This window comes from Ideonella dechloratans (assembly GCF_021049305.1).
Classification (GTDB): domain Bacteria; phylum Pseudomonadota; class Gammaproteobacteria; order Burkholderiales; family Burkholderiaceae_C; genus Ideonella; species Ideonella dechloratans.
The window spans coordinates 3,504,355-3,516,206 of record NZ_CP088081.1 but is presented as its reverse complement, the minus strand read 5'-3'; the positions used below and the strand labels follow the sequence as shown (position 1 = coordinate 3,516,206).

The following is an 11,852-nucleotide window of genomic DNA, read 5'->3' as shown; positions in this document are numbered from 1 at the left end:
GCCCCTCCCCCAGGGCTCAGAAGCCGTACTTCACGCCCACGCTGTACTGGTCGTTGACCGCGGTGGTGCCGAAGGTGTTGAAGCGGTAGCGCGTCACCTCGGCGCGCAGGGCGACGTTGCGGCTCAGGTCGTACTGCAGGCCGGCGCCGAAGTTCAGGCCGCCGCCGTTGTCGCTGCCGGCGTCGGTCATGATGGAGGCGCGGTCGTAGCCCATGCGGCCCAGCAGGGAGAAGTTGCTGGCGCCGATGGGCAGGGTGCCCACCACGTCCAGGTAGCCGCCATGGCCCTTGACCTGGCCCAGGTCGCCGTTCTGGTGGCCCAGGGTCATGGTGCCCAGTTCCAGTGCCAGGTTGGGGCTCAGGCTGTAGCCGCCGTAGAGGTTGACGGCGGCGTTGTGGTCGTTGCCGGCCAGGCCGTTGACCGGCGAGCGCCAGTCGGGCGAGGCGACGCTGCCGCCCACATAGAGGCCTTCGGCGTGGGCGGCGACGCTGCCCAGGGCGGCCGCGGCCAGCAGCGCGGCAGAGACGGTGTGGCGGATCGAGACGGTCATGGTTGTTCCTTTCGAAGTGACAGCGCAGGGGATGCGCTTGGGGCCATGCTCGATCGGTCGTGCAACTCGGGGTTTTCCCCCGCTTCACGCTTTGCAAAGTCCGGCAATGGAAGGCAAACGCGGCTTTGTCCGAGGAACTTTTCGGCCTTCACCGGGATCGCCCCATCGCCTGCAGCGCCCGTTCGGGGCGCGTCCACGCCGAGCCGGCCCGGCCCCTCCGTGCCAACGACGTGGTCCAGGACGTCGCCCGGGGAGGGCCGTCGGCGCACAATCGCCGTCTGGCCGGTTGGCGGCCTGACCTCTTTTCTTCCGGAGCCTTCCCACCATGAACGCCCCCGACAAGCTGCCCGGCCTCGATTCGGCACAACTGGATCGTGACGTCACCGCAGCCTGGAACGAGCGCATCGTTCCCCAGTTGTCCGACTACATCGCCGTCCCGGCCAAGAGCCCGATGTTCGACCCGCAGTGGCGCGAGCACGGCCTGATCGACCGGGTGGTGCGCGACGCCGCCCAGTGGGTCGAAGGCCGCAAGGTGCCCGGCCTGAGGCTGGAGGTGGTGCGCGAGGGCGACCGCACGCCGGTGATCTTCTTCGAGCTGCCCGCCACGAAGCCGGACAGCAGCCAGACCGTGCTGGTCTACGGCCACCTGGACAAGCAGCCCGAGTTCAACGGCTGGCGCGCCGACCTGGGGCCCTGGACGCCCAAGCTGGAGAACGGCAAGCTCTACGGCCGCGGCGGTGCCGACGACGGCTACGCCATCTATGCCGCCATCAGCGCCATTGAGGGCCTGAAGGCCCAGAACGTGGCGCACCCGCGCATCGTCGGCCTGATCGAGACCTGCGAGGAATCCGGCTCCGGCGACCTGCCTTTCTACCTGGACAAGCTCAAGGCCCGCCTGGGCGACGTGAGCCTGGTGGTCTGCCTCGACTCGGGCGCCGGCAACTACGACCAGCTCTGGCTGACCACCAGCCTGCGCGGCAACATCACCGGCGCGCTCAAGGTCGAGATCCTGACCGAGGGCGTGCACTCGGGCGATGCCAGCGGCCTGGTGCCCTCGAGCTTCCGCATCCTGCGCCAGGTGCTGGACCGTCTGGAGGATTCGAAGACGGGCACCCTGCTGCCGTCGATCTTCCACTGCGAGATCCCGGCGGCGCGCCGGGCCCAGGCCGAGGCGGCCGCGGCCATCCTGGGCGATGCGGCCTGGAAGACCTTCCCCTGGGCTTGCGGCGCCGACGGCGGCCTGACCCTGCCCACCACCACCGACGCCACCGAGGCCCTGCTCAACCGCACCTGGCGGCCCACGCTGTCGGTCACGGGCGTGGACGGCATGCCGGCCCTGGCCAGCGCCGGCAATGTGCTGCGGCCCTACACCGCCTTCAAGCTCAGCCTGCGCCTGCCGCCGCTGGTGGACGGCCACGAGGCTGCGGTGCAGCTCAAGGCCCTGCTGGAGGACAACGCGCCCTACAACGCCAAGGTCACCTTCGAGCCCGATGGCCGGGTGGGCAACTGGGGCGCCAGCGGCTGGAACGCGCCGGACCTGGCGCCCTGGCTGGAAACCGCGATGGACCGGGCCTCGCGCAGCCACTTCGGTGCGCCGCTGGGCTACATCGGCCAGGGCGGCACCATCCCGCTGATGAACCTGCTGCAGCAGGGCTTCCCGAAGGCGCAGATGATGGTCTGCGGCGTGCTGGGCCCCAAGAGCAATGCCCACGGGCCCAACGAGTTCCTGCACATCGGCTACGGCACCAAGCTCACCGCCGCGGTGGCCGAGGTGATCGCCGCCCACCCCTGAGCGGGGCGCGCGAGCGATGCTGCCGCCCTCAGCGCAGGCTGAAGGCGGTGGTGGTCAGCGGGCCGGTCAGGGTCTCGACCAGCGGGATCAGCGGCTTGAGCTCGACATAGCGGTTGGCCACCCGCACCACGTAGTGGAAGAAGCGCGGCAGGTCCGCGCTGTACTTGGGCTTGCCGTCGCGGTGCTTGAGGCGGCAGAAGATGCCCAGCACCTTCAGGTGGCGCTGCAGGCCCATCCATTCCAGCTGGCGCCAGAACTCGCCGAAGTCGGCATCCACCGGCAGGCCGGCCTTGCGGGCGGCGTCCCAGTAGCGCACCGCCCAGTCCAGCTCGCGCTCCTCGTCCCACGAGAGAAACGCATCGCGCAGCAGCGAGGCCACGTCGTAGCTGATCGGGCCGCGCACCGCGTCCTGGAAGTCCAGGATGCCGGGATTGGGCTCGGTCACCATCAGGTTGCGCGGCATCCAGTCGCGGTGCACCGCCACCGTGGGCTGGGCCAGCGCGCTGGCCACCAGCCGGTCGCAAATCTGCTGCCAGCGGGCCTGTTGTTCGGCCGTCCAGCTGACGCCGTATTCGCGCTGCACGCACCACTCGGGGAACAGGGCCAGTTCGCGGCGCAGCAGCGCGTCGTCGTAGGGCGGCAGGCTGCTGGCGTCCACCTTGGCCTGCCACTGCACCAGGGCGGCCACGGCCTCGCGCATCAGGCGCTCGGCCTGGGCGCCGCCGTCGGCCTGCACCGCGTCCAGGTAGAGGGTGCTGCCCAGGTCGGTCAGCAGCAGAAAGCCTTGCTCGGCATCGGCTTCGAGGATTTGCGGGCCGTGCAGGCCGGCGGCCTGGATCAGGCCGGCCACGTGCAGGAAGGGGCGCACATCCTCCTGGGGCGGCGGGGCGTCCATGACGATGCGCGGGCCTTGGGCCGACTGGATGCGGAAGTAGCGGCGGAAGCTCGCGTCTGCCGAGGCCGGGGCCAGGGTCTCGGGTTGCAGGCCATGGCGGGCCACCAGGGGCGCCAGCCAGGCTTGGAAGGCGGCTTCGCGGGCCGGATCGGCCCAGGCGATGGCGGGGGAGGAGGAGGGGGCAGAGACGGTCATGGACGCAGTACCCGCCGCCGGGCCGGCCAGGGCGGGCCTCATGGATAATCCGCGGATTCTAATGACGCCCTCCATGGGTGGGGCCCGGGGTGCAGCCTGCCGCTGCGCCGGTCACCGGTCCATGCCCGGGCGGCCGCGAGTTCGCGAATTGCGCCAGTCCCATTCCTCCTCTTCCCGCCTGCGCCCGTCGCTGTGTCGCCTGTCCCTGCACCTGGCGGCGGCTGGTCTGCTGGGTGGCGGGGCGCTGACCGGCTGGCCGGCCTGGGCCCAGTCGGGTGCCGCCATCCCGGTGCCCCCCACCCCGGCCCCCGACCCCGCGGCCAGCGCACCCTTCGGGACCTTGACCGCCACCCCGTCGCCCGATGGCCCGGCCCAGCTCACCGCGCGGCGGGTGACCAGCGTGCTCGATGGTGAGAGCGTGGCCGAGGGCGAGGTCGAGCTGCGCCGGGGCGGCCTGCAACTGACGGCCGACCACCTGCGCTACCTGCAACCCAGCCAGCTGGCCATCGCCCAGGGGCATGTGTTCCTGCGCAGCCAGGGCGACCGCTACACCGGCTCGGCCGCCCAGCTGCACCTGGACACCAATGCCGGCACGGTCACCGAGCCGACCTTCTTCTTCGGCAAGACTCAGGCCGGAGGTCGGGCCTCGCGCATCGACTTCGACAACCCGCAGCGCCTGCACGCCTACGACGCCAGCTACAGCAGCTGCCGGCCCGAGGAGGGCGCGGAGCCCGACTGGGTGCTGCGCATGGACCAGCTGGACCTGGACTTCGACAAGAACGAGGGTCGCGCCCAGGGGGCGGTGCTGCACTTCCTGGGCGTGCCCATCCTGGCCGCGCCGGTGATGACCTTTCCGGCCACCTCCGCGGCCAAGAGCGGTCTGCTGCCGCCGACGATCAGCATCGACTCGCGTGGCGGTTTCAGCATTGCCCAGCCCTACTACTGGCGGCTGGCACCCAACTACGACCTGACCCTCGGCCCCATCGTGTCCACCCGGCGCGACACGGCGCTGCAGGGCGAGTTCCGCTATCTGCTGGGGCCCAACGACGAGGGCTCGATCGCGGCCCACTACCTGCCCTACGACGAGACGATCGGCCGCCAGCGCTACTCGGTCGAGGCCGAGCACTACGCGGCCGTGGGCGACGGCCTGCACTACGAGTGGTCCTACCAGGACGCGTCGGACGACAGCTACTGGAAGGACTTCTCCGGCATGCTGCCCAGCCTGACGCCGCGCCTGCTGTCGCAGTCCTTCAAGGCCTCCAAGCAGTGGCAGCTCGACCGGGGCGATGTCACCCTGTATGCCGGCGTCCAGGGCTGGCGCACGCTGCAGGACGTGGACAACCCCATCACCGTGCCCTACGAGCGCGCCCCGCAGCTGGGGGTGCACCTGAACCTGGGCCTGCCCCAGGGGCTGGACTTCTCGCTGGAGACCGAGGCCAACCGCTTCGTGCTGGCCGACCGCGCGGCCGGTGACGACCGGGCCGAGGGCAGCCGGGTGCATGCCATCACCTCCCTGTCGCGCCGCTTCGACAGCGGCTGGGGCTGGTTCACGCCCAAGGCCTCGCTCAACAGCGCGAGCTACTCGACCGACCAGCCGATGGCCAACGGCCGCCAGCATGCCAGCCGCAGCATCCCGACCCTGAGCCTGGACAGCGGCCTGCGCTTCGAGCGCGATGTGTCCTGGTTCGGCGCGGGCCTGTCGCAGACCCTGGAGCCGCGCCTGCACTACGTGCTCACGCCCTACCGGGACCAGTCCAGCCTGCCGACCTTCGACACCGCCGCCAGCGACTTCAACTCGATGTCCATCTACCAGGACAACGAGTTCACCGGCGTGGATCGGGTCAGCGACGAGCACCAGGTGACGTTGGGCGCGACCACCCGCTTCATCGACGACCAGTCGGGCATCGAGCGCCTGCGCTTCGGCGCGGCCCAGCGCTTCCAGTTCCGCGACCAGCGGGTCACCACCAGCGGCACGCCCAGCACCAAGCGCGCCTCGGACCTGCTGCTGTTCGCCTCCGGCCAGCTCACCCCGGCCTGGAGCATGGACACCCTGCTGCAGTACAACTCCGACATCCACAGCTCCGAGCGGACCATCCTGTCCACCCGCTACCATCCGGGTCCCTTCCAGACCGTGTCCGGCACCTACCGCTACGCCCGCGGCAGCAGCGAGCAGTTCGAGCTGGGCTTCCAGTGGCCGCTCTACCACGGCGGTGGCACCGGCCAGTCCGGCAGCTGTCACGGCACGCTCTACGGCGTGGGCCGGGTCAACTACAGCATGAAGGACCAGAAGGTCACCGATTCGGTGGCCGGCATCGAGTACGACGCCGGCTGCTGGATCCTGCGCGTGGTCAACAAGCGCCAGTCCACCGGCCAGAGCGAAACCACCCAGCGCTGGATGATCCAGCTGGAGCTGACCGGCCTGTCCAGCCTGGGCACCAACCCGCTGCAGGTCCTGAAGGACAATATCCCCGGCTACCAGCTGCTGCGTGACGACAAGACCGGCGCGCAGTCCACTTCCGAGACCCCATGATCGCATCCTCCCGACCCGTCTTCCGCGTGCTGACCCTGACCGCGGCCCTGGTCCTTCCCCATGCCGCCGCGCTGGCCCAGGCCGTCGCCGCCCAGCCCGCCAAGGCGGCCTCGGCGCCCGCCACGGCCGACTACATCGTCGCCGTGGTCAACAACGAGCTGGTGACCGAGGTCGAGGTGCAGCAGCGCATGGCCCAGCTGGCCGGCGAGGCCCAGCGCAACCAGACGGCCGTGCCCGACGCGAAGACCCTGCGCCAGCAGGCCATCGATGGCCTGATCAACGAGCGGCTGCAGATCACCGCCGCACGCGACAGCGGCATGACAGTGGACGATGCCGAACTGCAGCGCGCGGTGGAGAACGTGGCCTCGATGAACCGCCTGACCGTGGCCCAGCTGCGCGAGCAGCTCAAGCACGATGGCATGGATTTCTTCACCTTCCGCAGCAACCTGCGCGACCAGATCCTGGCCCAGCGCATCCGCGACCGCGAGGTGCAGAGCCGCATCAAGGTCAGCGATGCGGAGATCGAGGACTACCTGGCCGCCCAGCGGGCCAGCCAGGCCAAGCAGGTCGAGCTCAACATCGCCCAGATCCTGGTGGCCGTGCCCGAAGGCGCCAGCGACGACGTGGTGGCCCAGAAGCGCGCCCGCATCGAGCAGGCCCAGGCCCGCCTGAAGGCCGGCGAGCCCTTTGCGCTGGTGGCCAAGGACATGTCCGAGGACGCCAACCGCGAGCGCGGCGGCGAGATCGGCGGCCGGCCCATGGACCGTCTGCCCGACCTGTTCGTCAACGCGGTGCGCTTCCTGCCGGTGGGCGGGGTGACGCCCCAGCCGCTGCGCAGCGGAGCGGGCTTCCACCTGCTCAAGCTGCTCTCGCGCGCCGAGTCCAACCCCGGCGAGGTGGTCCAGACCCGGGCCCGCCACATCCTGCTGCGCCCCTCGGCCCAGCTGTCGGTGGACGAGGCCCGGCTGCGCCTGTCCGAGTTCCGCAGCCAGATCCTGGCCGGCAAGGCCCGTTTCGAGGATCTGGCCCGCCAGTATTCCGAGGACGGCACGGCTTCGCGCGGGGGCGACCTGGGCTGGACGGGCCCGGGCGCCTTCGTGCCCGAGTTCGAGACGGCGATGAATGCCCTGTCCAAGGGCGGCATCTCGCAGCCGGTGGTCTCCCGCTACGGCGTGCACCTGATCCAGGTGCTGGACCGCCGCGAGGTCAAGGTCAGCCCCGAGCAGCTGCGCGACCAGGCCAAGGCGGTGCTGAGCGAGCGCAAGTACCCCCAGGCCTACAACGACTGGCTCGAGGAGCTGCGCAGCCACGCCTTCATCGAGATGCGCGAGCCGCCGCTGTGAGTGCCGGCACCGGTCACCATGCGCGCAAGCGCTTCGGGCAGCACTTCCTGACCGACACCGCGCTGATCGATGACATCGTCCGCGCGATCGACCCGCGACCGGGTCAGCCCCTGGTTGAGATCGGCCCCGGCCTGGGGGCGCTGACCCTGCCGGTGCTGGCGCGCTGCGCGCATCTGACCGTCGTGGAGCTGGACCGGGACCTGGCGGCGCGTCTGCGCAAGCGGGGCGATGTCGAGGTGGTCGAGGCCGATGTGCTGACGGTGGACTTCGGGGCGCTGGCCGAGCGCCTGGGCGGCCCGCTGCGGGTCATCGGCAATCTGCCCTACAACATCTCCAGCCCCATCCTCTTTCACCTGCTGCCCTGGGCCGACCGGGTGGAGGACCAGCATTTCATGCTGCAGAAGGAGGTGGTGGACCGCATGGCCGCCACGCCGGGCCACAAGGCCTATGGCCGCCTGTCGGTGATGCTGCAGTGGCGCTACCACATCGAGTCGCTGCTGGACGTGCCGCCCGAAGCCTTCGACCCGCCGCCGCGGGTGGACTCGGCCGTGGTGCGCATGGTGCCCTGGCCGCAGCCGGTGGCGCTGGACCTGGGCCGCTTCGAGCAGATGGTGCAGGTGGCCTTCTCGCAGCGGCGCAAGCTGTTGCGCCATTCCCTGGGCCGCTGGCTGGACGAGCAGGGCTTCGCTGGCAGCTTCGACCTGCAGCGCCGCGCCGAGGAGGTGCCGGTGGCGGAGTACGTCGCCCTGGCGCAGGTGCTGCCCGCCGCCTGAGGGCGCACCAAGACAAACGGCCCGCCGAGGCGGGCCGTGAATCCGGCGAAAGAGCGCGCGCCGCCGGCCGTCAGGCCGCGTCGCGCCACATCGCGGTGTCGAAGGCGCTGCACATCATCGGCATGTTCACGCCGAAGTTGGGGTTCGCGCCTGCTTTGGTGCTGGCCTTGGTGGCCGGCTTCGTGGGGGCCGTTTCAGCAGCCCGCTCCCATGACCCGTTTTCTTGGGAGCGGGCTACTGAAAAGAATAGAAGCATCTGAACGGGACCTTGCGGTCCGCCCAGAAGTCCGCGGCATCCCGGAACACGTCCAGCAGCTGTTCGCGCGACTCGCGGTCGAACTTGCTGTTGTCGGGAATGTGCTCCAGCACCACCACGAAGCCCGGTTGCGCGCCCGACTTGTTGACCAGATCGGTCATGCAGTCGTAGAGCGCGTCCAGGTTCTTGCCGAAGTGCTGCGGAAACAGGAACGAGGTCGCGATGGTCTCCAGCACGTCCTGCTTGGACTGGGCATCGGTCAGATTGGCGAACAGAAAGTGCTGGCCCGATTCCTGGGCCGCGCGCATCAGGTCATCGACCCGATAGGCGCGTATCGCCTGCACGATGTTGGGACGGACTGACTGCAGCAGCATGGTCGCGTTCCTCCTGTGGTCAAAAAGTTCAGGCCCTCTTGCTTCGCGGCTCAGGGCAGCACGCGACGAAAGCTGGCGTAATGGTCATCTGTATAAAAACAGGCGTCGGGGTTCCGTGGTTGACGTCCGCCGCACACCAAACGCCGTGCCCCGCGGTCCCGGGCGCCAGGCGTGGGCACGGTGTACTCGCGGTAATAGCCACGGGACTGGCGCGGCAGCAGGCGCTCGCGGTTGCCGAACACGATGCCGTCCTTCTCGTAGGGGAAGGGGCCACCCGAGCGCACCAGCCGTTCGGTGGCCTGTGCCTGGGCAGGCAGGTCGGCCAGGGGCACGGTGGGCAGCGGGGCGACGACGGCGGTGCCGGATTCGCGGGCCCAGACGTTCGCGTCGGGCAGGGCCAGACCGGACAGCGTCAGGGCCAAGGCCAACGTGGCACCGGTCGCCAAGGTGGTCATCGCGCGCCTGGCATGCTGCTGTGCGCGGAGCCCGGCAGAAACGACCAGCCTCTTCGCGCCGAAGGACTGCTCCAACGACTGCTCCACCGAGACCGGACCGGACGAAACCACGGGTTTACCCAGAAAGCCTAAACCGTCATCCTAGCCGATTGGCAGAAATACCACAAGTCCACTGCACGATTTTCGTGCAGTGGAGGGTTTTGTGAGTAGGGGCTCGCTTTTGTGCTAGGCCATGAGCGACAGGCCATGAGCCTGCCTGCCCCGCGGCCCTTCTCAGCGCGTGCCGTTGGCGTCGGCCACGGTCAGGGCCGTCATGTTGACGATGCGGCGCACGGTGGCCGAGGGTGTCAGGATGTGCACCGGCTTGGCCGCGCCCAGCAGCACCGGACCGATGGCGATGCCGCCGCCGGCGGCCGTCTTGAGCAGGTTGTAGCTGATGTTGGCGGCGTCGATGTTGGGCAGCACCAGCAGGTTGGCCTCGCCCTTGAGGCTGCTGCGCGGCATCAGCTCGGCCCGGTACTCGGCGTCGAGCGCCGCGTCGCCATGCATCTCGCCGTCGATCTCCAGCCAGGGGGCTTGCTGCTGCACCAGGGCCAGGGTCTGGCGCATCTTCACCGCCGAGGGCTGGTTGCTGCTGCCGAAGCTGCTGTGCGAGAGCAGGGCCGCCTTGGGCTGGATGCCAAAGCGCAGCATCTCCTCGGCCGCCAGGATGGTGATCTCGGCCAACTGCTCGGCCGTGGGGTCGTAGTTGACGTGGGTGTCCACCAGGAAGATCTGGCGGTTGGGCAGCACCAGGCCGTTCATGCAGGCGAAGTTCTGCACCCCGGCGCGCCGGCCGATGACCGACTCGATGTGGGCCAGGTGCATCGCGGTGGTGCCCCAGGTGCCGCAGATCATGCCGTCGACCTCGCCCTTGTGCAGCAGCATGCTGGAGATCAGCGTCAGGCGCCGGCGCATCTCGATCTTGGCGAGCTGCTCGGTCACGCCCTTGCGCTCCATCATCTGGTGATAGGTCTGCCAGAAGTCGCGGTAGCGGCGGTCGTCGTCGATGTTGACGATCTCGTAGTCGCGGCCCTCTTCCAGGCGCAGGCCCAGCTTTTCCACTCGGGCGCGGATGATGCTGGCGCGGCCCACCAGCACCGGACGGGCCAGACCTTCGTCGGCCACCACCTGCACCGCGCGCAGCACGCGGCGGTCCTCGCCCTCGGCATAGGCCACACGCCTGGCCTTGGCCTTCTTGGCCACCGAGAAGATGGGCTTCATCATCGTGCCCGAGGCATAGACGAAGTTTTGCAGCTTCTCGCGGTAGGCCGTCATGTCGGCGATCGGCCGGGTGGCCACGCCCGAGGCCATGGCGGCCTCGGCCACCGCCGGGGCGATCTGGATCATCAGCCGCGGGTCGAAGGGCTTGGGGATCAGGTACTCGGGCCCGAAGGACAGGGTGGCACCGGCATAGGCCGAGGCCACGACATCGCTCTGCTCGGCCTGGGCCAGCTCGGCGATGGCCCGCACCGCCGCGATCTCCATCTCGTCATTGATGGTGCGCGCGCCGCAGTCCAGCGCGCCGCGGAAGATGTAGGGGAAGCACAGGACGTTGTTGACCTGGTTCGGGAAGTCGGTGCGGCCGGTGGCCATGATGGCGTCGTCGCGCACCGCCTTGACCTCCTCGGGCATGATCTCCGGCGTCGGGTTGGCCAGGGCGAAGATCAGCGGCTTGGCGGCCATCGTGGCCACCATGTCGGGCTTCAGCACCCCGCCGGCCGACAGGCCCAGGAAGATGTCCGCGCCGGCGATCGCCTCGCGCAGGCTGCGCTGCTCGGTCTTCTGGGCGAACAGGGCCTTGTCCGGGTCCATCAGCTCGGTGCGGCCCTCGTAGACCACGCCGGCCAAGTCGGTCACCCAGATGTTCTCGCGCGGCAGGCCCAGCTTGACCAGCAGGTTCAGGCAGGCCAGCGCGGCCGCGCCCGCGCCCGAGGACACCAGCTTGACCTGCTTGATGTCCTTGCCCACCACCTTCAGGCCGTTGAGCAGCGCGGCGCCCACCACGATGGCGGTGCCGTGCTGGTCGTCGTGGAAGACGGGGATGGACAGGCGCTCGCGCAGCTTGCGCTCGACGTAGAAGCAGTCCGGCGCCTTGATGTCTTCCAGGTTGATGCCGCCGAAGGTGGGCTCCAGCGCGGCGATCACGTCCACCAGCTTGTCCAGGTCGTTCTCGGCCACTTCCAGGTCGAAGACGTCGATGCCGGCGAACTTCTTGAACAGCACGCCCTTGCCTTCCATCACCGGCTTGGAGGCCAGCGGGCCGATGTTGCCCAGGCCCAGCACCGCGGTGCCGTTGGACACCACGGCCACCAGGTTGCCCCGGCTGGTGTAGCGGAAGGCATTGGCCGGGTCCTCCACGATCTCCTCGCAGGCCGCGGCCACGCCGGGCGAATAGGCCAGGGCCAGGTCGCGCTGGTTGATCAGCTGCTTGGTCGCGCTGATGGCCACCTTGCCCGGGGTCGGAAATTCGTGGTACTCCAGCGCGGCGCGGCGCAGTTGGGCTTGGCGTTCTTCGGCGTTGGACATCGCGGATTCCTCGTGTGGACAGCCAGGGGGTCAGCCTGTGCTGACACCGGGATCTCGGATTGTAGAAGGCAGTGCCGACATGCGAAAAACCACGGCCCGCAGCCTGCCCCGCTTCGCGCCG

9 protein-coding genes are annotated in these 11,852 nt (G+C 69.5%); 4 read left to right on the top strand and 5 right to left on the bottom strand.

All coding sequences use genetic code 11. From position 1 onward, the window contains the following. Window positions 1–16: 16 nt before the first annotated feature. On the bottom strand, window positions 17–550 hold the full coding sequence (locus LRM40_RS16400) for an outer membrane beta-barrel protein (protein ID WP_151125027.1): 534 nt from the start codon (window positions 548–550) through the stop codon (window positions 17–19). A 325-nt stretch (window positions 551–875) separates the two neighbouring features. On the opposite strand from LRM40_RS16400, the gene LRM40_RS16395 reads away from it, so the two are divergent. Beyond that, the gene (locus LRM40_RS16395) at window positions 876–2,342 is read left to right on the top strand and encodes a M20/M25/M40 family metallo-hydrolase (RefSeq protein WP_151125028.1); all 1,467 of its coding nucleotides are present in this window, start codon (window positions 876–878) and stop codon (window positions 2,340–2,342) included. A gap of 28 nt (window positions 2,343–2,370) precedes the next feature. On the opposite strand, the gene LRM40_RS16390 is transcribed toward LRM40_RS16395, so the two are convergent. Beyond that, on the bottom strand, window positions 2,371–3,432 hold the full coding sequence (locus LRM40_RS16390; RefSeq protein ID WP_151125029.1) for an aminoglycoside phosphotransferase family protein: 1,062 nt from the start codon (window positions 3,430–3,432) through the stop codon (window positions 2,371–2,373). A gap of 148 nt (window positions 3,433–3,580) precedes the next feature. Here LRM40_RS16390 and LRM40_RS16385 point away from each other — a divergent pair, with 148 nt between their 5' ends. From LRM40_RS16385 to rsmA, 3 genes are read left to right on the top strand one after another with little or no spacing between them, the layout of a single operon-like run. Further along, on the top strand, window positions 3,581–5,962 hold the full coding sequence (locus LRM40_RS16385; RefSeq protein ID WP_151125030.1) for an LPS-assembly protein LptD: 2,382 nt from the start codon (window positions 3,581–3,583) through the stop codon (window positions 5,960–5,962). Next, window positions 5,959–7,305 carry a peptidylprolyl isomerase gene (locus tag LRM40_RS16380; protein WP_151125031.1) on the top strand — a complete coding sequence of 449 codons (1,347 nt, stop codon included), beginning with the start codon at window positions 5,959–5,961 and terminating at the stop codon, window positions 7,303–7,305. The genes LRM40_RS16385 and LRM40_RS16380 overlap by 4 nt, the downstream gene beginning before the upstream one ends. Beyond that, entirely contained in the window at window positions 7,302–8,078 is a 777-nt protein-coding gene (gene rsmA, locus LRM40_RS16375; protein ID WP_151125032.1) for a 16S rRNA (adenine(1518)-N(6)/adenine(1519)-N(6))-dimethyltransferase RsmA, read from the top strand. Before LRM40_RS16380 ends, rsmA begins: the two co-directional genes overlap by 4 nt. A gap of 234 nt (window positions 8,079–8,312) precedes the next feature. Here rsmA and LRM40_RS16370 read toward each other — a convergent pair whose 3' ends face one another. The 3 genes from LRM40_RS16370 to LRM40_RS16360 form a co-directional block, all read right to left on the bottom strand. Then, window positions 8,313–8,708, bottom strand: a complete 396-nt coding sequence (locus LRM40_RS16370; RefSeq protein WP_022980531.1) for a barstar family protein — start codon at window positions 8,706–8,708, stop codon at window positions 8,313–8,315. A 50-nt stretch (window positions 8,709–8,758) separates the two neighbouring features. Beyond that, entirely contained in the window at window positions 8,759–9,163 is a 405-nt protein-coding gene (locus tag LRM40_RS16365) for a guanyl-specific ribonuclease (RefSeq protein WP_151125033.1), read from the bottom strand. A 273-nt stretch (window positions 9,164–9,436) separates the two neighbouring features. Continuing rightward, window positions 9,437–11,731, bottom strand: coding sequence for an NADP-dependent malic enzyme (locus LRM40_RS16360; protein WP_151125034.1), 2,295 nt, complete (start codon window positions 11,729–11,731; stop codon window positions 9,437–9,439). Between the last annotated feature and the right edge of the window lie 121 nt (window positions 11,732–11,852).

Excerpts from the sequence above, each read along its gene's own strand:
- LRM40_RS16380 (WP_151125031.1), top strand. The coding sequence starts at position 5,959 with ATGATCGCATCCTCCCGACCCGTCTTCCGCGTGCTGACCCTGACCGCG.
- LRM40_RS16360 (WP_151125034.1), bottom strand. The coding sequence starts at position 11,731 with ATGTCCAACGCCGAAGAACGCCAAGCCCAACTGCGCCGCGCCGCGCTG.
- LRM40_RS16400 (WP_151125027.1), bottom strand. The coding sequence starts at position 550 with ATGACCGTCTCGATCCGCCACACCGTCTCTGCCGCGCTGCTGGCCGCG.
- LRM40_RS16390 (WP_151125029.1), bottom strand. The coding sequence starts at position 3,432 with ATGACCGTCTCTGCCCCCTCCTCCTCCCCCGCCATCGCCTGGGCCGAT.
- LRM40_RS16395 (WP_151125028.1), top strand. The coding sequence starts at position 876 with ATGAACGCCCCCGACAAGCTGCCCGGCCTCGATTCGGCACAACTGGAT.
- LRM40_RS16370 (WP_022980531.1), bottom strand. The coding sequence starts at position 8,708 with ATGCTGCTGCAGTCAGTCCGTCCCAACATCGTGCAGGCGATACGCGCC.
- LRM40_RS16365 (WP_151125033.1), bottom strand. The coding sequence starts at position 9,163 with ATGACCACCTTGGCGACCGGTGCCACGTTGGCCTTGGCCCTGACGCTG.